Genomic DNA, 25152 nt, shown 5'->3' on the forward strand with positions numbered 1-25152 from the left:
CACGACGGGAGACCGCAGACATGAGCTTGAAGTTCCTCAGCCCGCTGGCCCTCACGGCCGTCGCGACGGCGCTGACCGCCTGCCAGCCCTCCGCGGAAGAGCCCGTTCCGGCGGAGACCGCGCCGGTCATGGAGCCACAGCCGGAGATGGATCCGACGACCAACGACGCCGTCGCCGACGTTCAGCCCGGCGAAGCGCCGGCGCCCACGACGAACGAGACTCCGCCGTCGGCCACGCCGGATTCCGATCCGCAGCAACGCACCGTGCAATGAGGTCGACGATGAAGACCGCCTTCGTTCTCGTCGCTTCGACGCTGGCCTTGAGCGCCTGCGGTCGGCCGGCCGAGGAACCCACGACGTCCGAAGCCGCCGCCGTTCCCGAGGCCGAGACCTCCGCGATGGCCGAAACGCCGTCGGCGACCCCGCCCGTCGACGCGCCCTCGCCGGGCACGCAGCCGCCGCCCCAGATCAATCCCGGCCCTGGCGACCCGCCGCCGACCCTGCCGACGGAGCCAACGTCTCCGCCTCCGCAGTGAAGCAAAAAAGGTGATCACGAAGCCGTGAGAATTCGCTTGCGGAGCGGCTCACGATTCCGTTATTGCAGGGGTGCGGGGATTCATGACCCCGTGATCCTCCTGCAAGGAAATTTCCAATGCGCATCACCGCTCTGATCGTGGCTTCGGCCGCCGCCCTGGCTCTGGCCGCTTGCCAGCCCGCCGCCGAAGACAAGGCCGCCGAGGCCGAAGCCGCCGCCGGCGAAGCCACCGAAGCCGCCGCCACGGCCGAAACCGCCGCTGCTGAAGCCGGCGCCGCCGCCGCGACCGCCGAAGGCGCCGCCGCCGAAGCCGGCGCGATGGCTCCGGCCGCCGAAGGCGCCGCCGCTGCCCCGGCCGCCGAGGCCCCGGCCGCTCAGTAATGAGCTGACGAACCCCTCGGGGTTCTGACGGAAAGGGTCGCTCCGAAAGGAGCGGCCCTTTTTCGTTGCGCGACGCCCGTCGCCGATGGCACGGCCGGGCGGTGAGCGAAGACCGATCCCCACACCTGACCTGGAGCGACGCCGGCGCGCCCGCCTCCGGCCGGTTCGGCGACGTCTATTATTCGAAAGAGGATGGACTGGCGGAAGCGCGCGCCGTCTTCCTGACCGGCTGCGGCCTGCCGGGAGCCTGGAGGGGCCGATCTCGGATCGTGGTCGGAGAGCTGGGATTCGGAACCGGACTGAACGTCGCGGCCCTCATCGCGCTGTGGCGTCGGGAAGGACCGCCGAACGGACGGCTGCACGTCTTCAGCGTCGAAGGATTTCCGCTGACTGGCGAAGAAGCGGCGCGCGCCTTGTCGGCATGGCCTGAACTGGGGGAAGAAGTCGCCGCCCTGATCGCCGCCTGGCCCGCGCCGACGCCCGGCTTTCACCGATTGGACCTGCCCCCCGACTGGCGGGTGACGCTGGACCTCGCCATCGGGCCGGTGGCGTCGATGCTGAGTCGTTGGCAGGGGCAAGCCGACGCCTGGTTCCTGGACGGGTTCGCGCCCGCGACCAATCCGGACATGTGGAGCCCGACGGTTCTGGCGGGCGTGGCCGAGCGATCCCGGCCCGGCGCCCGCATAGCGACCTTCACCGTCGCCGGCGCCGTGCGACGCGGTCTGACCGACGCGGGGTTCAGGGTCGAGAAAAAGCCGGGCCATGGGCGCAAGCGCGAGCGGCTGGAGGCCACGCTTCCCGGAACCTCGCCGCCTGAGACTTCGTGCCGTCGCATCGCGGTGGTGGGGGCGGGCATCGCCGGGCAGGCGACGGCGCGCGCGCTGCTGGCTTTGGGGGCCCAACCCGTTCTGATCGACGGCGAAGCGCCCGGGGCCGGGGCCTCCGGCTTCCCGGCCGCCCTGGTCACGCCCCGACTGGACGTCGGCGACCCCGGCCTGGCCGCCCTGTTCGCCCAAGCGCTGGAGCGGGCGGCAGGGCTCTATGACGTCATTCCGGGCGCGGTGACGGCGCGAGGCGTGACGCAATTGGAGCAGACCGCCCGAGATGCAGCCCGCTTTCGTCGGATCGCCGAACAGACCGTCTGGCCGCACGGCGCCATGCGACGGCTCGACGCCTCCGGCGCGAGCGAGGCGCTGGGCGAGACCGTGGGAATGGGCGGCCTTGAGATACGCGGCGCTCGCGTGGTGGCTCCCGCCGTCATCCGAGAGGCCTGGATGCGGGGCGTCGAGGTTTTGAAGGCCGCCGTCGGCGGAATCGACGCGACGCCCTCCGGCGTCCGACTGATCGACGCCGGCGGCGCCACCATCCTGGAAGCCGAAGCGGTGATCCTGACGGCAGGCTGGGGCACTGCCGTCCTGGCCCCAGAACTGGGCTTGCGCCCCGTCCGCGGTCAGGCCGATTGGGCGGAAGGCGTCGCCGCGCCGGCCGCCGCCTGGGGTGGCTATGTCGTTCCGACGGACGGGGGCGCCCTGTTCGGCGCCACCCACGACCGTGACCGGATCGACGTCGTCTCGGACCCGGCCGACATGCGGCGCAACCTGGCGACCCTGGCGAGTCGCCTGCCGACCCTGGCCCGAAGGGTGAAGGCGTCAAAGCTGAAAAGCCGAGCCGCCATCCGGGCCACCACGCCCGACCGCCTGCCCCTTGCTGGACGGCTCGGCGACCGGACCTGGGTCATAGGCGGGCTGGGGTCGCGCGGTTTCGCCTTGGCCCCGCTCCTCGCCGAACACGTCGCGGCACAGATCATGGCCGCGCCCTCTCCGCTTCCCATCGATCTCGCCTCGCGCGTCGATCCGTCAAGACTTGCGGAACGTGCCCACGCGGCCGAACGTTCGACCTGACGAAAAATGGAGCTCGCCATGATCCGGTCGCTGCCCCTTGCCGCCGCCCTCGCCCTGCTCGCCGCAGGTTGCGCGCCCACCCCAGGAGGTGACGGCGCGACGCAGACCGCGAGCCGCCCGGAGCGGGCCTGCTTCAGCGTCGATCAGGTCCGTAACTTCAGACAGGGCGGCGTGGGACAGGTTTATGTCCGAGCCGCAGGGGGCGATGTTTTCCAACTCGATTCGGCCGGCGGATGCCAGGATCTCGGGTTCGCCCAGCGGCTGGCGATTCTGCCGGACGGGGCGGGACTGGCGGGAGGGCGAGTCTGCACCTCCGACGCCGTCCGCATCGCGGTCCCGGGATCGACCACGTCGACCGACGTCTGCCGGGCGCGCGTCACCCGCCGATTGACCGAGGCCGAGGTGGCCGCCCTGCCCAGCCGCGAGCGTCCCTGACCGTCAGCAGTCTGGTCCGCTTTGGGCGTAGCCCAAACGACGGTTCAGCTTCTCGATCAGGTCCACCGCAGTGTCGGCGATGACCGAACCGGGCGGATAGACGGCGGCCACCCCTGCATCCAACAGCGGCTGCACGTCGGCCGGCGGGATCACGCCGCCCACCACGACCATGATGTCTTCGCGGCCCAATTTTTTCAGTTCGGCCAGCAGTTCCGGCGCGAGGGTGAGATGACCCGCCGCCAGGGATGACGCGCCCACGGCGTGAACGCCTTTCTCCACGGCCTCGAGGGCCGCCTCGGCCGGGGTCTGGAACAGCGACCCGGCGGTGGCGTCGAAGCCCAAGTCGCCATAGGCGGTGGCGACGACCTTCTGGCCTCGGTCATGGCCGTCCTGGCCCAGTTTGGCGATCAGGATGCGCGGCGGGCCGCCGTCGTTCTCGACGAAGGCGGCGACCATGTCGCGGGCGCGGCTGATCTTCGGATCGGCCCCGGCTTCTCGGGCATAGACGCCCGAGACGGTCTGGACCGTCGCGACGTGACGTCCGAAGGCGGCCTCCAGCGCGTCGGAGATTTCGCCCACGGTGGCCTTGGCGCGCGCCGCGTCTATGGCCAGGGCCAGCAGGTTGGCGTCCCCTTGGGCACCCACCGTCAGGGTGTCCAGGGCGGCCTGGGTGACCGCCTCGTCGCGCTGGGTGCGAAGCCGCTTCAGCTTGTCTAGCTGGGCGGTCAGGACGGCGGCGTTGTCGACCTTCAGCACCGGGATGTCGTCGATCTGGTCGGACAGATAGCGGTTCACCCCCACCACCGTCTGCTGGCCCGTGTCGATCCGGGCCTGGGTGCGGGCGGCGGATTCCTCGATGCGCAGCTTGGGCACACCGGCCTCGATGGCCTTGGCCATGCCGCCCAGGGCCTCGACCTCGGCCATGTGGGCGCGGGCCTTTTCCGCCAGATCGTGGGTCAGGCGTTCGACGTAATAGCTGCCGCCCCAGGGATCGATGACCCGGGTCATGCCCGTCTCCATCTGCAGCAGCAGCTGTGTGTTCCGCGCGATCCGAGCGGAGAAGTCGGTCGGCAGGGCCAGGGCCTCGTCCAGCGAATTGGTGTGCAGGCTTTGGGTCCCACCCGCCGTGGCGGCCATGGCCTCGACCATGGTCCGGGGCACGTTGTTGAACACGTCCTGCGCCGCCAGCGACCACCCCGAGGTCTGGCAATGGGCGCGGAGCGCCAGCGACTTGGGATCCTTGGCGCCGAATTTCGCGACCGCCTCGGCCCACAGCAGGCGGCCGGCGCGCAGCTTGGCCACCTCCATGAAATAGTTCATGCCGACGGCCCAGAAGAACGACAGGCGCGGCGCGAACCGGTCCACATCCATGCCGGCGTCCACGCCCGCCTTCAGATACTCGATCCCGTCGGCCAGGGTGTAGGCCAGTTCAAGGTCGGCCGAGGCCCCGGCCTCCTGCATGTGATAGCCGCTGATCGAGATGGAGTTGAACTTGGGCGCATGCTCCGCGGTCCAGGCGAAGATGTCCGAAATGATCCGCATGCTGGGCTGGGGCGGATAGATGTAGGTGTTCCTGACCATGAACTCCTTGAGGATGTCGTTCTGGATGGTCCCGGTCAGCTGGGCGGGCGAGACGCCCTGCTCTTCCGCCGCCACGACATACAGCGCCAAGATCGGCAGCACGGCGCCGTTCATCGTCATCGACACCGACATCTGGTCCAGCGGGATGCCGTCGAACAGGGTCCGCATGTCGTAGATGCTGTCGATGGCCACCCCGGCCATGCCGACGTCGCCCTTCACGCGCGGATGGTCGCTGTCGTATCCGCGGTGCGTGGCCAGATCGAAGGCGATCGACAGCCCCTTCTGACCGGCGGCCAGATTGCGGCGGTAGAAGGCGTTGGATTCCTCGGCGGTGGAGAAGCCCGCGTACTGACGCACCGTCCATGGGTTCTGGGCATACATCGTCGGATACGGCCCGCGATGATAGGGCGCCATGCCGGGCAGGCCGTGGATGAAATCCAGCCCGTCCAGCGTCGACGCTTCATAGGTCGTCGCGACCTTGATCCCCTCGGGCGTGGTCCAGGCTTCGCGCGCGAGGCCGGCGCCGACGGGCGACAGATCCAGCATGATCTTGGAGAAGTCCGGCGCGCTCATCGGGTGGCTCCTTCCTCGATCGAGGCCGCAAGCCGGACAGGCGTCAACGGCACGCAGGCGTCGCCGCCACCCTCGGCGGGCGCAGGCTGGCGCTGCGTGGCGCCGACGGGTCTAGGTTCCGGATCGACGAATTTCGTCACCCCGATCAAGTGTAAGTCGCCGGCAGCGAAGGCCTCCTCCATCGCCTGACGCGCCCGCGCCACACGCGGCTGGATCAGATGGCCGCGCAGGCACTCCACGACCCCGCCTTCGGACTGGATCCACTGGAACTCGGTCCATGCCGCCTCGGCCAGCTCCCGCGTGCGCTGGTCCAGATACCAGCTGCCGGCCGCCGGATCGTCGACCCGACCCAGGTTCGCCTCTTCCATGAGCACCAGCTGGGTGTTGCGGGCCTGCCGCCGGGCGAAGTCGTCAGGCAGGCCTGCGGCCCGCGTGAAGGCGTCGAGCACCATCGCGTCCGCCCCGCCGACGGCCCCGGCGAAACCGGCCGCCGTCAGCCGCAGCAGGTTCGGCCAGGAATCGCGCGCCGCCAGAATGCGCCGCGACGACCGGGCTTCGATCACGGCGTCAGCCTCGACGCCATAGGCCGAACAGATCGAGCGCCACATCAGCCGCAGCGCCCTCACCTTGGCCAGGCCGTCGAAATACTCCTGGTCCACCACGACGCTGAGGACCGTGCCCCGCAGCGCCTGCTCCGCCGACATGCCGGCGCCGACGGCCGCCTGCACCAAGGCCAAGGCGTTCGCCGTCGCGAACGCCAGCTCCTGAACGATCGACCCGCCGGCTTCATGCACGACCCGTCCCGACGCCATGAAGAACCGCGCCTCCGGATAGGCGCCCGCATGCCGCGCGGCCGTGTTGGCCGCCAAGGTCAGGTGTTCCTCCATAGACCGCGACGCGGCTCCCGTAGCGGCGAAGGCCGACGCCGGATCCATGTGGAACATCAGCTTCGCGCGCGGCGCGCCCTTGGCCGCCACCGCCAGGGCATTGGCCGCGTCCGGCCCAGCCAGCCCGGCGTCCAACCCGACGGGCGCCAGCTCCAGCGTCACGCCGTCCAGCGCCCGGCCCAGCGGCGCGCTGTCGGTCAGCACGGCGCCCGACAGGATCACCGAGGCGGCGCCACCTTGCAGCTCCGCCAGCACCTGCCGGTTAGCTTCCGCCGGATCGTCCGCCTCGACCTGTGCGCGCAGGTCCCAGGCGCGGCCGTCGGCGTGGGAGGGCCGTGGCGCGAACACCGGCGTCACCCCGGTCGCGGCGGCATAGAGCGGCCGCACCGCGAGGCCGTCGGCGTCCAGATGGATCAGGCTTTCCAGCGGCCGATCCTTCAGGGCACGAAGCGCAAGGGACCGCCACTGATCCGGAGTCGGCCTGTCGTTCAACATGGACATGCGGGGGTGATGCCTCGCCCTGCGTCCCCGGTCCAGCCCGTCCGCCATCAGGGGCGATCGGCTCCCTCGACGCCTAGTCCTCGATCGGTGGAAAGGGTCGCAGCGGCCCGTGGCGGCCTGGCCCGCGACCAGCTGACCGAATTGCCCTGCACGATCGCCCGTCGTGGTCCGCCGCGCCGCACGCTGGGCAGAGTCGTGCGCGCGTCCGGCGCGAACAGCGTGACGCCAGTTTGTTGATCGACGCCGACGCCCCGTCCTCCGGGATCCACGATGACGTTGTCCTCAATCGTCGCCGAAGTGGCCACGCTGCACAGGATGCCCGCATGGCCGGCGCCCATGATCCGGTTCCCACGCACGACGCCGCCGAAGTCGGTCAGGAACACCGCCGCCGTGGTGGATCGCCCCCGAGTGTCGATTCGATTGCGCAAAACCTCGGCTCTCAAGGCGCGTTGCATGTAGATCGATTCCGCACGGACGCCGTCGAAGGCGTTGTCCTGAACTCGCCAGCCCTCGGTGACGATCTCTCGCCCATCGACCATGACGGTGGACATATGGCCGAAGCCGTGTCCGCAATCCTCGATCCGGTTGTTCTCGAACAGGCCGCCCTTGCGCGTGTTCAGTGGTGAGACGCGCCAGTTCGCGCTCACCGGATTCCGACCCGACCGGTGGGAGCGGACGCATTCCAGCAGACGATCTTGATGCCGGACCAGATCGCCGACGGCATAGCCGACCCCCGTCCTCCAAAGCGCGCCGATGTATTGTCCCGCATAGTTCTCCAGCTGTTCCTTGAACGCCAGTTGCCGCGTGCCGATGAAGACATTTCCCGTCGCGACCAGATCATCGTTCTCGATGCCGTAGACCCCGTGCTGCCCGGGACAGGGTCCGATCTCATTGCCCTGAAGCAGGCAGGTCCGTGACTGGACCACCTGGATGCCGAACGCGTGGTCCCGGCAGCGATTGTTCACGAAGCGATGCTCGTGGATCCAGCCCGCGGCGGCGTTCCCGGGCAGGCACATGATCGAGAAATCCGATCCGTTGCCCTGGTTCGACTGCCGGATCGGATCGATCCAGGGCGAGCCGATCCCCTGCGACACCACGCCCTCGAAATCGCGAACCCGCCCGCCCCGAACCACGAAGCCACCACCGGCGTGCTGAAACTCCTGAGTGCGGCGGACGCGTACGACGTCGCAGTCGTCGAACAATACGGCGGCGACCCCGTTCCAGGACGAGCTCGCCCCTGCGAATTCGCCGGCGCCGCCGCCCAGGCCCTGAAAACTGCCGTCGTTGACCTCGACCGAGCCACACCGTTCGAACGACAGGGTCCGCGAAAGTCTCGCCGTCTGCTGAAATCTGGCGCCCGCCAGGCGCGCTTGGATCACACGGACGTCTTTGAAGACGACGGAAGATCCGCTGATGCGGTACTGTCCCTGAGCCTCGACCATCACTTCCGGCACCCCCCGAGCCGCGGCGGCGAGGGCGGCCCACCCGGCGGTGTCCCGGGCCACGTCGCCGCGACCGGCGCCGAACGCCTCCGGCCGCAGCACGGTCGGGTTCGCCTTGACCCGTCCGGCCATGCCGAACGTCAGCAGGGGCGCCATGGTCAACAGTGTCCGTCGCGTCGTCATCACAGCTACATGGGCTTCCCAAGATCGACGCACCATGCCTTTTCCATGTGAACGGCGCTTGACCGACGTCCGTCCGAACGGCAGCAGCCGGACATGACTGGCCATGCTCCCGATGACGCCTTGTTCGGCCGCCCCGTCGATGTGGTCGCCCGATCGCTGATCGGGGCGCTGCTGACGGTCGACGGGGCCGGCGGGCGCATCGTCGAGACCGAAGCCTACGACGCCGGCGACCCCGCGTCTCACAGTTTTCGGGGCCCCACGTCGCGCAATGCGGCCATGTTCGGCCCCGTCGGCCATGCCTACGTCTACCGCATCTATGGGCTTCACTGGTGCCTGAATCTTGTGTGTGGCGACGCGCCGGGCGGGGCGGTGCTGATCCGGGCCCTGGAGCCGGTCAGCGGCCTTGACGTGATGCGGGCACGCCGAGGGATGGAGGCTTCGAGCGCCCTCTGCTCGGGTCCCGCGCGCCTTTGCCAGGCGCTGGGCGTCGACGATCGTCTGAATCATCTGTCCATGTTGCGGACGCCCTTCACCCTGACGGCGCCGGCGGCGCCCGTTCCCGTCGTGAGGGGGGCTCGCATCGGCATCAGCCGCGCGGTCGACCTGCCGCGTCGCTGGGGAGAGGCCGGCTCCGCTTGGCTCAGTCGCCCCTTCGCAACATGCTGAATAAACCGCTCGCCCCTCAGGCGAAAGCTGGAACGAACGATTGACGATCGGCGTAACCCTGTGCTCGTTAACCATGCCTCGGATACCGGGGTTCGGCTGGAGGGGATGCCCATGATCGAGTTGATTTCGACGGCGCTTACGTTTTCGCTGACGGCGGGCATGGCGGCGACCGCCCCTGATCCCGTCACGGTTTATGACCCGGACTGCACCTGTGTGCGTGTGGTGGACTTCTACCGCCCCACGGCTCCCGGCGGTCCGCCGATCCGCATCACGCCGCCGGGCATCCGAGTGGTCGGTCGTCCGGTCGAGGTCGCAGGTCCGGTGATCCACATCGCCGGCCCGCCGGTCTACGTCGATGCGCCGCCGGTTCGCGTGCGTCCGGCCCAGATCGTGATCGACCGTCCCGAGGTGATCGTGCGGCCTTCGGAAGTCATCATCGATCCGCCGGAAGTGCGCTTCGGCGACTGTCGTGACGTGCGCGTCGGCGGCCCGGGAGGTCCGGTCTGCGTCGCGCCGGAATGATCCGGATCTGATCGCGGAACAGGCGCCGGGAAACCGGCGCCTTTTTCGTGGACGGAAATCTATTCGCCGCAGAAGGTGCGGGCCTCGCGCGCCAGGTTCAGATGCCCGGCCTCGAGCGCGCTGGTGACCGCCAAATCGCATCTTCCCTGGGCGAGAGAGGCCGTGACCTCACGCCTGACCGTCTCGTATGCGGTCGAGGCCTCACGAAGTTCACGCGCCCGGCGCCGATCTCCCGGCAAACAGAGCGACAGCCAGCCCGCGTCGGCACAGCGGGCGACCAGGGCGCGATCCGCGTCGGTGAGCACCCCGACGTCGGACGGGCTTCCCGACCCTCCGGCGGCTGGAACGACGCTCAGCCGCGTCGGCGCCTCCTCCACCACCCGGATCTCCGGCATCTGATAGCGACAGACCCAGCGGCCGTCCTCCATGGCGCAGCCTTGAAGGGTGGCGACCGCGGAACCTTCCGTCGTCCCACTCGCCGTGGACCCGGAACCGGGCGGTTGAGCAGGCTGAGCGGCGCCTGTCGGCGGATCCTGCGGCTCGGTGCGCGTTCCTGGGTCCGCATCCTGCACCGGCAAGGCGAGCATCAAGGTCAGTGCCAGGGCGAGCATCGGGTCGGCTCCGTCCGGAAGCGGCAACCCTGCTCTCTGAAGCTCCGCCTGACAAGCAGGAACGGCCTGCAGTCAGCCGCGCATGGATGACGCTCAAGCTGCCGAAAGAATGGTGGACGCGACAGGGATTGAACCTGTGACCCCTACGATGTCAACGTAGTGCTCTCCCGCTGAGCTACGCGTCCGCCGTGACGGTCCGGAACGGGTCCGGACGGGAAGGCGGGGTCCATAACCCGGCCGGTCGAAGGCCGCAAGCCCCGCCTGCCCTCAAGCAGCGAGCCGCCGTGCGGCGAGCGGCGGCGCCGAAACTATGCCGCGATCATCTTCTCGACCTCGCCCACCAGGTCCCGCAGATGGACGGGCTTGGACAGCACCTTGGCCTGCGGCGTTGCCTGGGCGGCGGAAAGGGCGACGGCGGCGAAGCCCGTGATGAACATGATGCGCAGGCCCGGCTGGCGCTGAGCGGCGACGCGCGCCACCTCGATGCCGTCGGCGCCGGGCATGACGATGTCCGTCAGCAAGAGGTCGTAGGGGCCATGCTCCAGGGCGTCGATGGCGTCGTCGCCGTTCTCGCAATCGACCACGGAATGGCCCGCCCGCTCCAACGCGCGGGTCAGGAAGCCGCGCAGGGAGGAATCGTCTTCGGCCAGAAGGATGCGCGCCATGTCGTTCTTGGTCCCCGATCTTGGTCCCCACCCTAGCCCCACAGGCGTAAACCGGCCATGAAAACCAGCGGATTCGAAAGGCTTGGTTCCAAGAGCATGAGCGAGACGGAAGGACGGGCGGAAGACGCCGCCGGCGTCGGCCGGACGCCGGCCACGCCGTGGGTGTTCGCCTCTCCTCATTCCGGCGCCGACCTCCCGTCCGACATGCGCCCGGCGGCCGGCCTGTCTCGACGCAGCCTGAGGAGTGCGGAGGACGCTCTGGTCGATCGCCTGATCGAGGGCGCGGAGGCGCGAGGGGCGGCGCTGCTGCGCGGCACGGTCAGCCGCGCCTACCTGGATCTGAATCGCGATCCGGCGGAACTGGACCCCTTGCTTGTCGAGGGCATGGACGAAGGGCCCGTCTCACCTCGGGCAGCGGCGGGCTACGGCATCGTGCCACGCCTGACGGGTGACGGCCGTCCGCTCTATGCCCGGCGGCTGTCGCAGGTCGAGGTCGAGGCCCGGATCGCGGCTCACCATGCGCCCTATCACGCGAAGCTGGCGACCCTCATGGACACTGCCCGTGCGGCGCACGGCCGGGGTTTTCTGATCGACTGGCACTCGATGCCCGCCGCGCGCGGCCGCGACGCGCCCCAAGTCGTGATCGGCGATCGCCACGGCGAGACCTGCTCGCCGGCGCTGACCCGACGGCTTCAGACCCTTTTCGAGGCGGAAGGCTGGCGGGTGGCGCTGAACGTCCCTTATGCCGGCGGCTGGTCGACGATCCGCTGGGGCCGCCCCGCCGAAAAGTTCGAAGCGGTTCAGATAGAGCTTGATCGCGGGCTGTATCTCGACGCCGCCACCCTGCGGCCAGGCCTGGGCTGGGACCGCTGCAAGGCAGGCGTGGAGCGGGTGATCGCCGCCCTGCTGGCGGGATGAAAAAAGGGCCGCGCCCGGAGGCGCGGCCTTGAAAGTCTATAGGGAGGAAACGCCCAGGAAGGGCATGACGCCCGAAGGCGTCACCCTCAAGTTAGGGTGCAATGCACAATCCGTCAAGGCGCAAGCTGCGACCGCCGTTCACGCTAAGTTACGGCAAAAGCTTGCGCGATCGGCACCTGTAACCGATTTCATCTGCGATCTTCGTGCGTTCTTGCTGCGCATGCGAAATCAGCGGCCCGCGTCAGGGTCCAAAAGCCGCCGAGCCTGTCGGATCGCACGCGCCGCCGGTGAGCCCGCCTGCCGCCACAACAGAAGCCCGAACGCCAGCAGCGCTCCTCCCGCCAGCCACAGCGGCCCGAACAGCCACGCCGCGGCCGCCAAGGCGAAGTAGTAGGCCCGCACACCCTGGCTGAAGGCCGACAGGGCGGGGTTCAGAAGATCCGCCGCCGCCCGCCCCAAGGCCATGCGGTCCGCCTCGGTGTGCGCTTCCGGCGAGGCCCCGATCAGCGCCAGGGCATAGTTCATCTGACGGATCGACCAGATGAAGTCGAGCAGACCCCGCACCAGGCACAGCAGGATCAGCCCCAGCTTGATCTCCAGCAGGCGGCGCGGCACGCCCTCCGCGCCGACGGCCGCGAACCCGTCCAGCGCCTGCTGCCCGCCGAACAGGATGCCGGCCACGGCCGCGATCAGCAGCAGGTTGGTGGAGGCGAAGAAGCCTCCGGAATTGATGGTGTGGCCCATCAGCTGGCTGTCGACCAGACGCGGCGCCTCGCGGTGGCTCATGGCCGTCATCCAGACGCGTCGGATGACCATCATGTCGTCGTTCAGCGTGCCGGTGCGCCGCGCCAGCACCTCCAGCAGCGGTCCGTAGCCGAGCCAGCACAGGGCGAAGAGCGAAAGGGCGAGGGCGTCGAGGAGGGTCATCTGCAGGGAATTGGGGACTGGGGATTGGGGGCTGGGTTCATCTGGGCCTCCGCGTCTTGGGGCACATTAAGGGGACCGGACTCGCTTCACTAATCCCCAGTCCCCAATCCCCAGTCCCTCCCCGCCTTGCCTCCGCCACGACGCGGGCCTATCACGCCCGCCTCCCCTTCGCAGCCGCACAATAGACTCATGAACATCGACGCCATTCCCGTCGGCCCCAATCCGCCCTGGGACCTGAACGTCATCATCGAGATCCCGCAAGGGGGCCTGCCGGTCAAATACGAGATGGACAAGGCGTCGGGCGCCCTGTTCGTCGACCGCTTCCTGCACACGGCCATGTACTATCCGGCCAACTACGGCTTCGTGCCGCATACCCTGTCGGCCGACGGCGACCCGTGCGACGTTCTGGTGCTGAACCCGACGCCGGTGGTGCCCGGCTGCGTGATCCGCTCGCGCCCGATCGGCGTGCTGATCATGGAAGACGAGAAGGGCATGGACGAGAAGATCCTGGCCGTGCCGGTGGACGCCCTGCATCCCTACTACACCGACATCGCCAGCTATCGTCAGTTGCCGGCGATCATGATCGAGCAGATCCAGCACTTCTTCACCCGCTACAAGGATCTGGAGAAGAACAAGGAGACCGCGGTCAAGCGCTGGGGCGACGCCGGCGAGGCCGCGGAACTGATCGCCCAGGGCATCCGCGCCCATCAGGACAAGCTCAAGGCCGCCGGCAAGTCCGGCGCGGCCAACGCGGCCTGAGCCGATGACCGTGCCGCCCGCGCCCCTGCCCCATCTGGAAGCGGTCGCGGGCGATTACGACGTCCTGTTCTGCGACGTCTGGGGCGTGATCCACAACGGCCGCGAAAGCTGGCCGGGGCCGCTGGCGGCGCTGACGCGGTTCCGCGAGGACGGCGGCCGGGTGGTGCTGGTGTCGAACTCGCCGCGACCCTCGTCGGACGTGATCGCCCAGTTGGACCGGCTGGGCGTGCCGCGCGAGAGCTGGGACGCCTTCGTCACCTCCGGCGACGCCACCCGCATGGTTCTGGCCGAGCGCGCGCCGGGGCCGGCCTGGGTCATCGGCCCCGACCGCGACTGGCCGCTGTACGAAGGGCTGGGCCTGGAGACGGCGCACGGGGCTGAGGACGCGGCCTTCATCTCGGTGACCGGCCCCTATGACGACGCCATCGAGACGCCCGAGGACTATCGCGAGCGTTTCCTGCCGGCCGCCGCGCGGGGGATCGAGATGATCTGCGCCAATCCGGACAAGGTGGTGCGCAAGGGCGACGACCTCATCTATTGCGGCGGAGCGCTGGCGGACCTGTACGCCGAGCTGGGCGGGCCGGTGACGCTGGCGGGCAAGCCGTTCGCGCCGATCTACGACCTGTCGATGATCGAGGCGGAGCGGCTGCTGGGCCGCCCGGTCGATCGGGCGCGCGTGCTGTGCGTCGGGGACGGCGTCGTCACCGACGTGAAGGGCGCGAACGATCAGGGTCTGGACTGCCTGTTCGTGGCCGCCGGCATCCACGACGCGGCGGCAGGCGACGATGGCATGCTGGATCCGGCGCGGGCGCGCGCCCTGCTGGACGCCGAGGGACTGACGGCAAAGTACGCGGCGCTCGACCTCGCGTGGTGACCGCCGTCGGGCTGATCTGCGACCGGATCAACTGACGCGGCTCCGACTCGGAACGTTCCGATAACTATGTCCGAACCGTCGCCGTTGCGACGTCGTTCCCGACGGGTCGACCCGGCTATCGCTTCTCCATACGCACAGCGGGGAGATGCGACGTGAGCGACTACATCCTGACCGGCAAGCACAGCGACGGCGACATCGTCATGAACACGTCGGACAACCCGACGCTGGAAAGCCTGGTCGAGGCGCGCGGGGGCTCGCGCCGCACGGTCCTGGGCGGCATGTTCGCCTTGGCAGGCGCCTTCAGCCTGGCGGGCTGTTTCGACGACGACGACGACGCGGCCGCCGCTACCATTTCCGCCGGCGCCGACGGCGCGAGCAGCTCAGGCAAGGTCGTGACCCTGTCGGGCAGCGGCGAGGGCATCGTCAGCGCACAGTGGGTCCAGATCTCGGGCCCGCCGGTGACCTTGAGCCCGGCCTCCGGTCCGGTGGTGACCTTCCTTGCGCCCGCCGTGGCCGCGGCGACGCAGCTGGTGTTCGAGTTCCAGGCGCTGACCGCCGGGCGACGCACACAGACCTCACGCACCACCGTGACGCTGAACCCGGCGACGCTCGGCTTCACGGCCGTGGCCAAGAACCTGAACGACCGCGTGACCGTGCCCGACGGCTATACCGTCAGCGTGCTTTACGCGTTGGGTGACCCCATCGCGCCGGGCGTGGCCCCTTCGGCGAACAACGGCACCGACACCAACTATGCCCAGCGCGCGGGCGATCACCACGACGGCATGTACTTCTTCGGCCTGGCCGCCACCGGCTCGGCGCGGGACGACTCGTCCAACACCCGCGGCCTGCTGTGCGTGAACCACGAGAACATCACCGAGCAGTACCTGCACGTGAACGGAACCCTGACCTTCGTCGGCGGGGTCCGTACCGTGCAGTCGGAGGTCGACAAAGAGATCGATTGCCATGGCGTGGGCATAGTCGAGGTGGCCCGCAACGCCGCCACCGGGGCCTGGGCCTATGACCAGAACTCGACTTTCAACCGCCGCATCACGCCCAACACGCCCATGGCCTTCAACGGGCCGGCGCGAGGCGCGGCGCGGATGCGCACCCGCTTCTCGCCGACCGGCACAGCGGGTCGCGGCACGGTCAACAACTGCGCCAACGGCTATGCGCCGTGGGGCACCTATCTGACCTGCGAAGAGAACTGGGCCGGTTACTTCAACCGCAACGCCGGCGACAACGCCCTGCGTCCGGCCAAGGAAGGCGTCGCCTACGGCCGTTACGGCGTGGCGGGCGGCCCAGTGGCCGGCCTGAACTGGGGCACCCTGGCGGTCGCCGACCCCGCCAACACGACCTATGCCAAGTGGAACGCCTCGGTCGTCGCCGGCCCCGCCGACGGCACCGGGGACTTCCGCTACGAGCCGAACCAGTACGGCTGGATCGTCGAGATCGACCCCTATGACCGCACTTCGACGCCGCGCAAGCGCACGGCGATGGGCCGCATGGCTCACGAAGGCGCCTGGCCGGCGAACTTCGTCGCCGGCCGGCCGCCGGTCTACTACATGGGCGACGACTCTCGCGGCGAGTATTTCTACAAGTTCGTCTCGGCCACGCCCTGGGTCGCGGCCGACGCCAACCGGTCGGACCGCCTGGCCGTCGGCGACAAGTATCTGGACGCCGGCACGCTGTACGTCGCGCGCTTCGACGCCTCGGGCTCGGGCGCCTGGATCCCGCTGACCTTCGGGACGGGGGCCATCACCGCGACCAATCCGACCTATGCCTTCGAGGACCAGGCCGACGTCCTGATCAACACGCGCCTGGCCGCCGACGTGTCGGGCGGCACGAAGATGGACCGGCCGGAATGGGCGGGCGTCAACCCGGCCAACGGCGAGGTCTATCTGACCCTGACCAACGGCAACGCCAGCTCGCGGCCGCTGGCCGGCACGGATGCGGCCAATCCGCGCCACTACAACGACCCGCGCGGCGCCACGGCCCAGCGCGGCAATCCGAACGGCCACATCATCCGCCTGCGCGAGACCGGGGACAACCCGACCTCGACCAGCTTCACCTGGGACATCTATCTGTTCGGAGCGGGGTCGGACCTCGACGCCACAAACATCAACCTGTCCTCTCTGGACGCCACCAACGACTTCTCCAGCCCGGACGGCCTGTGGTTCTCGCGCCCGACCAACGTCGGCGGCCAGATCAATCCGCTGCTGTGGATCCAGACCGACGACGGCGCCTTCACCGACCAGACGCACAACCAGATGCTGCTGGCCATGCCGGGCCGGGTCGGGGACGGCGGCGCCCGAACCATCACCAACACGGACGCCGGCGGCGCCACCCGCACCCAGGCCACCATCGTCGGCCGCGCCCCGGGAATGACCCTGCGCCGCTTCCTGACCGGTCCGCGCAACTCCGAGATCACCGGCATCGACTCAACGCCGGACGGCCGCACCGTCTTCGTCAACATCCAGCACCCGGGCGAAGGCGGCCCCACGGCCACGCCCAGTTCGAACTGGCCGTCGAATCAGTCGGGGACGGCCAGCACGGCCCGTCCGCGCTCGGCGACCATCGTGATCACCAAGAACGACGGCGGCGTCGTCGGCCTCTGACGTCGAGAGAGGGCGGCCCGGATCGTGGGCCGCCCTCTGCCCCGAGCCGACGACGGTTTGCAAGCGGCGCAGCTCGGTCTAAGCCCGCCTCATGACCCACAGCGTTCAAGCTCACCCGTCGGGCGGCTACATTCTCGATGAACTCCACGTCGGCATGACCGCCGAAAAGGCCGTGCCCGTCGACGCGGCGCGCATCCTGCAGTTCGCGGAAGCCTCCGACGACTTCAATCCGCTGCACGTCGACGAGGCGTTCGCGTCCAAGACCGCCTATCGGGGGCGGATCGCCCACGGCCTGCTGTCGGCCTCGTTCGGGTCGGCGGTGGTGGGGATGATCCTGCCGGGCGCCGGATCGATCTTCTTGAGCCAGAACACCAGCTTCCACAAACCCGTCCGCATCGGCGACGTCGTGACGGCGCGCGTCACGGTGGCGGCGATTGATCCGGAGAGCGCGCGGGTCACCCTGAAGTGCGAGGGGCTGGTGGGCGACGACGTCGTGCTGGACGGCGAGGCCACAGTGCGCGTGCCGCGACGCCGGCGGCCGGCGAAGGACTGAGCATGGCCGCCCGCATCGTCCGGGCCTGGCGGGACCTGCCGGCTGAGCTTAGGGGTGCGGCCGTGGCGCTGGGCGCCTTCGACGGCGTCCACCGCGGACATCAGGCGGTGATCGGCCGGGCGCGCAAGGCGGCGGAGGCGATCGGCGCGCCGCTGGCCGTCGTCAGCTTCGATCCCCATCCCCGCCGCTGGTTCCAGCCTGACGCGGCCCCCTTCCGCCTGATGACCGCCGACCAGATGGCGCGCGCGCTGGGCGATCTGGGCGTCGAGACCCTGCATCTCCTACCATTCGACGGCGAGATGGCGGCGATGAGCCATGAGCGGTTCGCCGAAGAGGTTCTGGCGGACGGTCTCGGCATTCGCCACGCCGCCGTGGGCTTCGACTTCACCTTCGGCAAGGGGCGCACTGGATCGCCCGAGGCACTGAGAGAGTTGGGGGAACGGCTGGGCTTCACCGTCTCGACCGTCGACCGGATCGACGACGCCGGCGGGCTGAAACTGTCGTCCTCGGCCGTGCGCGAGGCGCTGAACGCCGGCGACATGGCGCGCGCCGCCGCCATCCTGGGCCGGCCGTTCGCGATCCAGGGCGAGGTGATCCACGGCGACAAGCGGGGCCGCACGATCGGCGTGCCGACCGCCAACGTGCCGCTGGGCGACTACATGCGGACGGCCTTCGGCGTCTATGCGACACGGACCCGGCTGGCGGACGGCCGCGTCGTCGACGGGGTCGCCAACCTCGGCCTGCGCCCCATGTGGCGACTGGAGGAGCCGCTGCTGGAAGTCTGGCTGTTCGACGTCGACGGCGACTTGTACGGCCAGACGATCGAGACGGAACTGGTCGCCTTCCTGCGGCCGGAGATGAGCTTCGAGGGGCTCGACGCGCTCAAGGCGCAGATCGAGGCGGACGCCGCCGCGGCGCGGTCTGCACTGGCGAACGCCCCGCGCGGCTGATAGACCGACTGCACCATGACCGTCCGCGTGATCCGTGTGATTTCGATTAGCCGCCCGGCGTAGCGCCGCAGGGGCTTTCCCCGCGCACGCCGGGACCTCCGCTCAAGCAGCGAGCCTCCGCGAGGCGAGCGGTAGCGGAAACGAACCACGCGAACGATCGAACGACGAGAGACTCATGGCCGACGCCGGCGACACTGCTGCCCCCTCCACGCGCGACTGGCGCGAGACCGTCTTCCTGCCGGAGACGCCGTTTCCCATGCGCGGCGGCCTGCCCCAGAAGGAGCCGGAGATCCTGGCGAAATGGGGAGACCTCTACGGCGACCTGCGCAAGCTTCGTCAGTCGCAGGGCGCGCCACTGTTCGTGCTGCACGACGGCCCGCCCTATGCCAACGGCGACATCCACATCGGCCATGCTCTGAACAAGACGCTGAAGGACTTCGTGGTCAGGTCGCAGTTCCTGCTGGGCAAGGACGTCGACTATGTCCCCGGCTGGGACTGCCACGGCCTGCCGATCGAGTGGAAGATCGAGGAGCGGTTCCGGTCCGAGGGCAAGCGCAAGGACGAGGTGTCCAAGGCCGCCTTCCGCGCCGCCTGCCGCGAGTATGCGACGGGCTGGATCGACGTGCAGGTGGCGCAGTTCAAGCGGCTGGGCGTGCTGGGCGACTGGGCGAACCGTTACGCCACCATGGACTTCTCCACCGAGGCGGCGATCGTCGCGGAGTTCCACAAGTTCAAGAATTCGGGCCAGCTGTATCGCGGCTCCAAGCCGGTGATGTGGTCGCCGGTCGAGCGCACCGCCCTGGCCGACGCCGAGATCGAGTACCACGACCACGTCAGCCCGACCGTCTGGGTCAAGTTCCCGGTCACGGGCATGAGCGACGACCACGACGACGACCTGCTGGCCTTCCGCCACGCGACGCCGTCGGTGGTGATCTGGACCACCACGCCGTGGACCATCCCGGCCAACCGGGCGATCAGCTATGGCCCGGAGATCAGCTATGGCCTCTATGAGGTCGCGGCCATGGAGACGGGGCTGGAGTTCGAGCCCTGGGCCAAGGCGGGCGACCGGCTGATCCTGGCCGACAAGCTGGCGCAAGAGGTGTTCAAGGCGGCGAAGATCGCGAGCTGGACCCGCGTGGGCGACCTGAACCCTTCGGGTCTGGAATGCGCCCATCCGCTGGCGGAGCTGCACTCCGGCTACGGCTTCTCCGTGCCGCTGCTGGCCGGCGACCACGTGACGGACGACGCGGGCACGGGCTTCGTGCACACCGCGCCCGGCCACGGCGCCGACGACTATGAGGTGTGGAAGGCGCACGGTCATCACGAGGTGCCCGACACCGTCGATCCGGACGGCGCCTACTATCCCTCCGTGCCGCTGTTCGCGGGCCTGAAGGTCATCGAAACCGAGGGCAAGAAGGACAAGATCGGCAAGTTCGGCCCGGCCAACAAGGCGGTGACCGAGGCCCTGATCCAGGCGGGGAACCTGCTGGCGCGCGGGCGGCTGGAGCACAGCTATCCGCACAGCTGGCGCTCCAAGGCGCCGGTGATCTTCCGCAACACGCCGCAGTGGTTCATCCGCATGGACAAGCCCCTAAAGGCGGGTGAGACCCTGCGCGAACTGGCGCTGAGCGCCATCGACGACACCGCCTTCCACCCGTCGGCGGGCAAGAACCGCATCCGGTCGATGGTCGAGGGCCGGCCCGACTGGCTGATCAGCCGCCAGCGCGCCTGGGGCACGCCCCTGGCCATGTACGTCGACAAGCACACGGGCCAGCCGCTGCATGATCCGGAGGTGGACGCCCGCATCCTGGCCGCCGTGCGCGAAGGCGGGGCCGACGCCTGGTTCGAGCGGCCCGACGCCGACTTCCTGGGCGTCCACGACCCGGCCAACTACGAGAAGATCACCGACATCCTGGACGTCTGGTTCGACAGCGGCTGCACCCACGCCTTCACGCTGGAGGGACGGGCCGACAGTCACTGGCCGGCCGATCTGTATCTGGAGGGGTCGGACCAGCATCGCGGCTGGTTCCAGTCCAACCTGCTGGAAGGCTGCGGCACCCGCGGCCGCGCGCCGTATCGCGCCGTCCTGACCCACGGCTTCACCCAGGACGAGAACGGGGAGAAGATGTCCAAGTCGAAGGGCAACACCACCGACCCCGCGACCGTCATCAAGGAGTCCGGCGCCGACATCCTGCGCCTGTGGGTGGCGCTGGTGGACTATGCCGAGGACCAGCGGATCGGGAAGCAGATCCTGCAGACCACGGTCGACGCCTATCGCAAGCTGAGGAACACCGTCCGCTATCTGCTGGGCGCGCTGAACGGCTTCGACGAGGCTGAGCGGATCACCGACTACGAGCAGTTCCCGCCGCTGGAGAAGTTCATCCTGCACCGCCTGTGGGAGCTGGATGGGCAGGTGCGGACGGCCTATGCCGAGTACCGCTTCCAGGACGTGGTGCGGCCGGTGCTGGAGTTCTGTTCCGGCGACCTGTCGGCGCTTTATTTCGACGTCCGCAAGGACAGCCTGTATTGCGACCGCCCCGACGCGATCCGCCGCCGCGCCTGCCGCACGGTGATGCACGAGGTCTTCCTGCGCCTCACCGCCTGGCTGGCCCCGCTGACGCCGTTCACGATGGAAGAGGCCTGGGGCACGTTCGCGCCGGAGGGCGGCTCGAACTGCGCCCGGGTGATCCCGGAGACGCCTGCGGCGTGGGAGAACGCGGCGGAGGCGGAACGGTGGACCAAAGTCGAGCGCGTCATCTCAGCAGTCAATGACGAGCTGGAGCTTAAACGACGGGATAAGGTCATCGGCGGAGCCTTGGACGCAGCCGTGGAAGTCGATCTCGACTCCACAAGCTTGGCGGCTTTTGAAGGCCTCGACGCTGCGGAAGTCTTCCGGACAAGTTTGGCGACGCTGAAGCCGGGAGTGAACGTTGATTTGCCGAACACCGACTTCGTTGGAGTGCGGGTGTCGACGGCTGACCACCCCAAATGCGCCCGCTCCTGGCGGCGCGTGCCGGACGTCGGCTCGGATTCCGATTACCCCGAGCTCAGCGCGCGCGACGCCGACGCCGTGCGGTGGCTGGACGCGCGGAAGGCCGCCTAGTGCGTTCGGCCACGAGACAGGCCCGCCGCCACAGAGGAGCGCGGACCTCCAGGTCCGCGACCGCGCAGGCGGCCGCAAGTCGCGGACCTAGAGGTCCGCGCTCCGTGACGCGCCGACTCCAGAGACGAAGGGTCTAGACGCCCATGGCCGACGACAGCCCGCAGGAGGTCTTCAAGCGCGCGCTGGCCCATGCCGCGCGCGCTCTGGCCGAGCGGGCGGAGCTGGAGGTCAGCTACGGCTCCGACGGGCCGCGGCTGACCGCCGACGGGCTGATCCTGCCGCATCCGCCGCGCGATCCGTCGGGGCCGGAGGCGGCGAACCTGCGCGGGCAAGCCGACCGCATGGCCCTGCGCCTGGCCAATCACGACGAGGCTCTGCACGGCCGGTCGCGGCCGTCCAATCCGCAGGCGGCCGAGGTCTATGACGCGCTGGAACAGGCGCGGGTCGAGGGGCTGGGCGCGCGGGTGATGGCCGGGGTGCGGGCCAATCTGGACGCCGCCACCCTGACCCGGCTGGAGCGGACCGGGGCGCTGCGGGTTACGGATGCGGAGCGCGTGCCCGTCAACGAGGCCGTGGCCCTGATGGTGCGCGAGCGCCTGACCGGCACGCGGGCGCCGGATGGGGCGGGCGCCCTGCTGGACCTGGTCCGCGACGGGCTGGAGACGCGAGCGGGCAGGGAGCTGGACGCCCTGGTCGACGCCGCCGACGACCAGACGGTCTTCACCGAGCGGATGAAGGCGGTGCTGCGCGCGCTGGACCTCGATCCCGGCGACGGTCAGGGCGACGACGCGTCGGACGACGTGGGCGACGACGAGCCGGACCCCCAAGACCCGGACGCGGCCGACGATCAGGACGAGGAGGACGAAGATCCCGGCGGCGGCGACGGCCAGTCGATGGAGGGCACGGCCGACGACGAACAGTCCGATCAGGAACGGCAGTCCCGTCCGGACGGCAGCCCGGTGGAGAGCGACGGCGACGCCTCGGACATGGGCGAGGAGATGCCCGACGCCCCGCCCCAGCGGTCGGGCAAGGGGGCGAACGGGCCGGACCCCGCCGCCTATCGCGTCTTCACTGTCGCCTTCGACGAGACGATCGACGCGGCCGATCTGTGCGACCCGGTCGAGCTGGGGCGGCTGCGCGCCCTGCTGGACCAGCAGCTGTCGGCCCTGTCGTCGGTCGTGGCCCGACTGGCGAACAGGCTGCAACGCCGCCTGATGGCGCAGCAGAGCCGCAGCTGGACCTTCGACCTGGAAGAGGGCGTGCTGGACGCCGCGCGCCTGAGCCGGGTCATCGTCGATCCGACCAGCCCGCTTCTGTTCAAGGCCGAGAGCGACAGCCCCTTCCGCGACACGGTGGTGACCCTGCTGCTGGACAACTCCGGCTCCATGCGCGGGCGGCCGATCATGGTGGCGGCGGTCTGCGCCGACATCCTGGCGCGGACGCTGGAACGCTGCGGCGTGAAGGTGGAGATCCTGGGCTTCACCACCCGCGCCTGGAAGGGCGGTCAGGCGCGCGAAGCGTGGATCACGGCCGGAAAGCCGGCCAATCCGGGCCGCCTGAACGACCTGCGCCACATCGTCTTCAAGGCCGCTGACGCGCCGTGGCGCCGGGCCAAGAAGAACCTGGGCCTGATGATGCGCGAGGGACTGCTGAAGGAGAACATCGACGGCGAGGCCCTGATGTGGGCCCACGACCGGCTGATGGCGCGCCCGGAGCAGCGGCGCATCCTGATGGTCATCTCCGACGGTTCGCCGGTGGACGACTCCACACAGTCGGCCAATCAGCCGCTGTATCTGGACCGGCACCTGCGCGAGGTGATCGCCGAGGTCGAGACTCGGTCCCCCGTCGAACTGCTGGCCATCGGCATCGGCCACGACGTGACCCGCTGGTACCGCCGCGCGGTGACCCTGGCGGACGTGGAACAGCTGGGCGGCGCCATGGTCGAGAACCTGGCCGCGCTGTTTGAAGCGGAAGGATCGCGCCCCTCTCCCGGCGGGAGAGGGCTTGAGGCTCGCAGAGCGTCAGCGATGCGCTAAGCCGAAAGGGAGAGGGGCTCCCTGTCGCTCGTAGCCCCTCACCCTTTCGCGCAAGTCCGATCGCCCTGCCGGGCTCTCGGGCGCTCAAGCCCTCTCCCGCCGGGAGAGGGTCGCTAGCGCGTCACAGTGTCCCGGTGCATCGGGGCGAGCTTGGCCAGGAACCGGTTCTGCACGTGGAACGGGATGCTCTCGTCCCGCATCGCCGCCTGCAGATGCTCGACCAGCGCGCCGAAATCCGACGCCTGGAGCCCGATCTCGTCGTGGGCGTCGGCCATCGACCGGCCGGTGTAGATGCAGCCCCCGCCCAGGATGAAGCAGAACTGTTCCCTCAGCGTGCGGCGCAGGCGGACCATGTCGGTGGCGCGGAAGATGTCGGCGGTGCGCGGGTCGGTGGTGGAGCGCTCCAGCATGCCGTCGACGATGCGGCTGACGCCCTCGGCGCCGCCGAAGGCCGTCCACATTTCGTCGCCTTCGAAGGGTTCCGCGCCGGCGTTGGCCGGGCTGGCCTCATAGGGGTCGACGGCTTCCTCTCCCGCACGGTGATGCGGCGCGTTCTGGGCCAGGGCCGGCACGGCGAAGGCGGACAGGGCCAGGGTCAGGGCGAGCAGGCGCATGGGTCAGAATCCCGCTTGCAGCGACAGGTACAACCCGCGCTGGTCTTCGAAGGTGGCGATGGAGCCCAGATCGACCCAGGCGGCCGTCACCGAAATGTTCTTGTTGATCGCCCAGGCGGCGTAGACGTCCATCCAGTCGTCCTCGCCTGCGAAGGACAGGTTGTCGGGCTTGGTCCGATATTCGGCGCCGATCACCAGATTGGGACTGAGCAGGTATCCCACCGAGCCCTCGAACTGGGCCGTGGCGTCGCCCTCGGCGTCGCCGCCGAAGCCCAGAAGGCCGGTCTGGTTGGCCTCGGTCCAGCGCACCGTGCCGGACACCAGCAGACTTTCCGCCAGGAACAGCTTGGTCGCGGCGACGTAGACGTCGGTGCCCTCGTCGTGCTGACCGCCCAGCAGGCCGATCACTAAGCCCTGGTCCGCGACCTTGTGCTGAACCCCGACCGAGATCTGGGGCATCCAGGTGTCCTGGTCGTAGACGGCGTCGCCGGTCAGCCGGACCTTCAAGCCATAGACGTCCTGGCCGAAGGTGAAGCCGGAGCCCACCCCCAGCAGGGCTCCGGTGGCCCCGGTGTCGAACTCCTGCCGGGCCACCGACAGCTCGACCCTGTCCCACAGGCCGACGGCGAGGCCCCAGGTGCGGAACTCATAGTCCGGCAGATCGACCCAGGTGGCATGCAGGTTCGCGCCGATGCCGTCCCGATTCCCGTAGCCCGTGGTGGTGGCCCATGTGGCCAAACCCCCACCGCCGGAGCCCTCGATCGTGGACACGCCTCCGGTGAGCAGGAGCTTGCCGCCCGGCCGACTTTCCGGAATCCAGGATTGCGCGTGCGCGACGTTCGCGCACATCGCCAGCACCAGACCCATGCTCAAAGGTTTCAGCATTCGCACCCCCACCGTTCAGCGAACACTGTCGGGTTA

The 25152-nt window shown here is 69.4% G+C and carries 23 protein-coding genes and 1 tRNA gene; 15 read left to right on the top strand and 9 right to left on the bottom strand.

The window, feature by feature from the left end; translation table 11 throughout:
* Positions 1-20 precede the first annotated feature (20 nt).
* The 5 genes from VGN45_RS14085 (at position 21) to VGN45_RS14105 (ending at position 3251) form a co-directional block, all read left to right on the top strand.
* Positions 21-272 carry a hypothetical protein gene (locus tag VGN45_RS14085; RefSeq protein WP_327463557.1) on the top strand — a complete coding sequence of 84 codons (252 nt, stop codon included), beginning with the start codon at positions 21-23 and terminating at the stop codon, positions 270-272.
* A gap of 8 nt (positions 273-280) precedes the next feature.
* A complete protein-coding gene (locus VGN45_RS14090; protein WP_327463559.1) occupies positions 281-535 on the top strand; it encodes a hypothetical protein in 255 nt (84 codons plus the stop codon).
* A gap of 116 nt (positions 536-651) precedes the next feature.
* Complete coding sequence (locus VGN45_RS14095; RefSeq protein WP_327463561.1) at positions 652-915, top strand: hypothetical protein; 264 nt, start codon at positions 652-654, stop codon at positions 913-915.
* A 101-nt stretch (positions 916-1016) separates the two neighbouring features.
* Complete coding sequence (gene mnmD / locus VGN45_RS14100; protein WP_327463563.1) at positions 1017-2816, top strand: tRNA (5-methylaminomethyl-2-thiouridine)(34)-methyltransferase MnmD; 1800 nt, start codon at positions 1017-1019, stop codon at positions 2814-2816.
* An 18-nt stretch (positions 2817-2834) separates the two neighbouring features.
* A complete protein-coding gene (locus VGN45_RS14105; RefSeq protein ID WP_327463565.1) occupies positions 2835-3251 on the top strand; it encodes a DUF6491 family protein in 417 nt (138 codons plus the stop codon).
* A gap of 3 nt (positions 3252-3254) precedes the next feature.
* On the opposite strand, the gene scpA is transcribed toward VGN45_RS14105, so the two are convergent.
* From scpA to VGN45_RS14120, 3 genes are read right to left on the bottom strand one after another with little or no spacing between them, the layout of a single operon-like run.
* A complete protein-coding gene (gene scpA / locus VGN45_RS14110) occupies positions 3255-5405 on the bottom strand; it encodes a methylmalonyl-CoA mutase (protein ID WP_327463567.1) in 2151 nt (716 codons plus the stop codon).
* Positions 5402-6793 carry a methylmalonyl-CoA mutase family protein gene (locus tag VGN45_RS14115; RefSeq protein ID WP_327463569.1) on the bottom strand — a complete coding sequence of 464 codons (1392 nt, stop codon included), beginning with the start codon at positions 6791-6793 and terminating at the stop codon, positions 5402-5404. Before VGN45_RS14115 ends, scpA begins: the two co-directional genes overlap by 4 nt.
* 47 nt (positions 6794-6840) lie before the next feature.
* A complete protein-coding gene (locus VGN45_RS14120; protein WP_327463571.1) occupies positions 6841-8391 on the bottom strand; it encodes a right-handed parallel beta-helix repeat-containing protein in 1551 nt (516 codons plus the stop codon).
* A gap of 120 nt (positions 8392-8511) precedes the next feature.
* On the opposite strand from VGN45_RS14120, the gene VGN45_RS14125 reads away from it, so the two are divergent.
* Both VGN45_RS14125 and VGN45_RS14130 read left to right on the top strand, forming a co-directional pair.
* Positions 8512-9084, top strand: a complete 573-nt coding sequence (locus VGN45_RS14125) for a DNA-3-methyladenine glycosylase (protein ID WP_327463573.1) — start codon at positions 8512-8514, stop codon at positions 9082-9084.
* A gap of 111 nt (positions 9085-9195) precedes the next feature.
* Complete coding sequence (locus VGN45_RS14130) at positions 9196-9606, top strand: hypothetical protein (protein ID WP_327463574.1); 411 nt, start codon at positions 9196-9198, stop codon at positions 9604-9606.
* Positions 9607-9665: 59 nt separating this feature from the next.
* Here the strand turns inward: VGN45_RS14130 and VGN45_RS14135 are convergent, their stop codons facing one another.
* The 3 genes from VGN45_RS14135 to cpdR form a co-directional block, all read right to left on the bottom strand.
* On the bottom strand, positions 9666-10217 hold the full coding sequence (locus tag VGN45_RS14135) for a hypothetical protein (protein WP_327463575.1): 552 nt from the start codon (positions 10215-10217) through the stop codon (positions 9666-9668).
* Positions 10218-10327: 110 nt separating this feature from the next.
* A tRNA-Val gene (locus VGN45_RS14140) sits at positions 10328-10402 on the bottom strand.
* A gap of 123 nt (positions 10403-10525) precedes the next feature.
* A complete protein-coding gene (gene cpdR / locus VGN45_RS14145; protein ID WP_327463576.1) occupies positions 10526-10882 on the bottom strand; it encodes a cell cycle two-component system response regulator CpdR in 357 nt (118 codons plus the stop codon).
* 96 nt (positions 10883-10978) lie between these two features.
* On the opposite strand from cpdR, the gene VGN45_RS14150 reads away from it, so the two are divergent.
* Positions 10979-11800: an N-formylglutamate amidohydrolase gene (locus VGN45_RS14150; protein ID WP_327463577.1), complete on the top strand. Its 822-nt coding sequence runs from the start codon at positions 10979-10981 to the stop codon at positions 11798-11800.
* Between the two features lie 228 nt (positions 11801-12028).
* Here VGN45_RS14150 and VGN45_RS14155 read toward each other — a convergent pair whose 3' ends face one another.
* Entirely contained in the window at positions 12029-12727 is a 699-nt protein-coding gene (locus tag VGN45_RS14155; RefSeq protein ID WP_327463578.1) for a DUF599 domain-containing protein, read from the bottom strand.
* Positions 12728-12916: 189 nt separating this feature from the next.
* On the opposite strand from VGN45_RS14155, the gene ppa reads away from it, so the two are divergent.
* From ppa to cobT, 7 genes are all read left to right on the top strand, one after another.
* Positions 12917-13486: an inorganic diphosphatase gene (ppa, locus tag VGN45_RS14160; RefSeq protein WP_327463580.1), complete on the top strand. Its 570-nt coding sequence runs from the start codon at positions 12917-12919 to the stop codon at positions 13484-13486.
* 4 nt (positions 13487-13490) lie between these two features.
* Positions 13491-14360 (top strand): TIGR01459 family HAD-type hydrolase, encoded by an 870-nt coding sequence (locus tag VGN45_RS14165; protein ID WP_327463582.1) that lies wholly within the window; start codon positions 13491-13493, stop codon positions 14358-14360.
* Positions 14361-14512: 152 nt separating this feature from the next.
* Entirely contained in the window at positions 14513-16975 is a 2463-nt protein-coding gene (locus VGN45_RS14170; protein ID WP_327463584.1) for a PhoX family protein, read from the top strand.
* Positions 16976-17066: 91 nt separating this feature from the next.
* Complete coding sequence (locus tag VGN45_RS14175; protein WP_327463586.1) at positions 17067-17528, top strand: MaoC family dehydratase; 462 nt, start codon at positions 17067-17069, stop codon at positions 17526-17528.
* Between the two features lie 2 nt (positions 17529-17530).
* Positions 17531-18478, top strand: a complete 948-nt coding sequence (locus VGN45_RS14180; protein ID WP_327463588.1) for a bifunctional riboflavin kinase/FAD synthetase — start codon at positions 17531-17533, stop codon at positions 18476-18478.
* 175 nt (positions 18479-18653) lie between these two features.
* Positions 18654-21581 (top strand): isoleucine--tRNA ligase, encoded by a 2928-nt coding sequence (gene ileS, locus VGN45_RS14185; RefSeq protein WP_327463590.1) that lies wholly within the window; start codon positions 18654-18656, stop codon positions 21579-21581.
* A 143-nt stretch (positions 21582-21724) separates the two neighbouring features.
* On the top strand, positions 21725-23617 hold the full coding sequence (gene cobT, locus VGN45_RS14190) for a cobaltochelatase subunit CobT (RefSeq protein ID WP_327463592.1): 1893 nt from the start codon (positions 21725-21727) through the stop codon (positions 23615-23617).
* 113 nt (positions 23618-23730) lie between these two features.
* Here the strand turns inward: cobT and VGN45_RS14195 are convergent, their stop codons facing one another.
* Both VGN45_RS14195 and VGN45_RS14200 read right to left on the bottom strand, forming a co-directional pair.
* On the bottom strand, positions 23731-24231 hold the full coding sequence (locus tag VGN45_RS14195; RefSeq protein WP_327463594.1) for a group 1 truncated hemoglobin: 501 nt from the start codon (positions 24229-24231) through the stop codon (positions 23731-23733).
* A gap of 3 nt (positions 24232-24234) precedes the next feature.
* Positions 24235-25116 (bottom strand): DUF3034 family protein, encoded by an 882-nt coding sequence (locus tag VGN45_RS14200; RefSeq protein WP_327463596.1) that lies wholly within the window; start codon positions 25114-25116, stop codon positions 24235-24237.
* Positions 25117-25152: the final 36 nt, after the last annotated feature.

The sequence above is a fragment of the Brevundimonas sp. genome (assembly GCF_035999125.1).
GTDB lineage: Bacteria > Pseudomonadota > Alphaproteobacteria > Caulobacterales > Caulobacteraceae > Brevundimonas.

Bases quoted from the DNA above. Each gene is read 5' to 3' on its own strand.
- ileS (WP_327463590.1), top strand. From the start codon at position 18,654: ATGGCCGACGCCGGCGACACTGCTGCCCCCTCCACGCGCGACTGGCGC.
- ppa (WP_327463580.1), top strand. From the start codon at position 12,917: ATGAACATCGACGCCATTCCCGTCGGCCCCAATCCGCCCTGGGACCTG.
- VGN45_RS14085 (WP_327463557.1), top strand. From the start codon at position 21: ATGAGCTTGAAGTTCCTCAGCCCGCTGGCCCTCACGGCCGTCGCGACG.
- VGN45_RS14135 (WP_327463575.1), bottom strand. From the start codon at position 10,217: ATGCTCGCCCTGGCACTGACCTTGATGCTCGCCTTGCCGGTGCAGGAT.
- VGN45_RS14130 (WP_327463574.1), top strand. From the start codon at position 9,196: ATGATCGAGTTGATTTCGACGGCGCTTACGTTTTCGCTGACGGCGGGC.
- VGN45_RS14150 (WP_327463577.1), top strand. From the start codon at position 10,979: ATGAGCGAGACGGAAGGACGGGCGGAAGACGCCGCCGGCGTCGGCCGG.
- VGN45_RS14090 (WP_327463559.1), top strand. From the start codon at position 281: ATGAAGACCGCCTTCGTTCTCGTCGCTTCGACGCTGGCCTTGAGCGCC.
- VGN45_RS14195 (WP_327463594.1), bottom strand. From the start codon at position 24,231: ATGCGCCTGCTCGCCCTGACCCTGGCCCTGTCCGCCTTCGCCGTGCCG.
- VGN45_RS14165 (WP_327463582.1), top strand. From the start codon at position 13,491: ATGACCGTGCCGCCCGCGCCCCTGCCCCATCTGGAAGCGGTCGCGGGC.
- VGN45_RS14095 (WP_327463561.1), top strand. From the start codon at position 652: ATGCGCATCACCGCTCTGATCGTGGCTTCGGCCGCCGCCCTGGCTCTG.
- VGN45_RS14200 (WP_327463596.1), bottom strand. From the start codon at position 25,116: ATGCTGAAACCTTTGAGCATGGGTCTGGTGCTGGCGATGTGCGCGAAC.
- VGN45_RS14125 (WP_327463573.1), top strand. From the start codon at position 8,512: ATGACTGGCCATGCTCCCGATGACGCCTTGTTCGGCCGCCCCGTCGAT.
- VGN45_RS14120 (WP_327463571.1), bottom strand. From the start codon at position 8,391: ATGGCGCCCCTGCTGACGTTCGGCATGGCCGGACGGGTCAAGGCGAAC.
- VGN45_RS14105 (WP_327463565.1), top strand. From the start codon at position 2,835: ATGATCCGGTCGCTGCCCCTTGCCGCCGCCCTCGCCCTGCTCGCCGCA.
- VGN45_RS14180 (WP_327463588.1), top strand. From the start codon at position 17,531: ATGGCCGCCCGCATCGTCCGGGCCTGGCGGGACCTGCCGGCTGAGCTT.
- VGN45_RS14175 (WP_327463586.1), top strand. From the start codon at position 17,067: ATGACCCACAGCGTTCAAGCTCACCCGTCGGGCGGCTACATTCTCGAT.
- cobT (WP_327463592.1), top strand. From the start codon at position 21,725: ATGGCCGACGACAGCCCGCAGGAGGTCTTCAAGCGCGCGCTGGCCCAT.
- scpA (WP_327463567.1), bottom strand. From the start codon at position 5,405: ATGAGCGCGCCGGACTTCTCCAAGATCATGCTGGATCTGTCGCCCGTC.
- cpdR (WP_327463576.1), bottom strand. From the start codon at position 10,882: ATGGCGCGCATCCTTCTGGCCGAAGACGATTCCTCCCTGCGCGGCTTC.
- VGN45_RS14155 (WP_327463578.1), bottom strand. From the start codon at position 12,727: ATGACCCTCCTCGACGCCCTCGCCCTTTCGCTCTTCGCCCTGTGCTGG.
- VGN45_RS14115 (WP_327463569.1), bottom strand. From the start codon at position 6,793: ATGTCCATGTTGAACGACAGGCCGACTCCGGATCAGTGGCGGTCCCTT.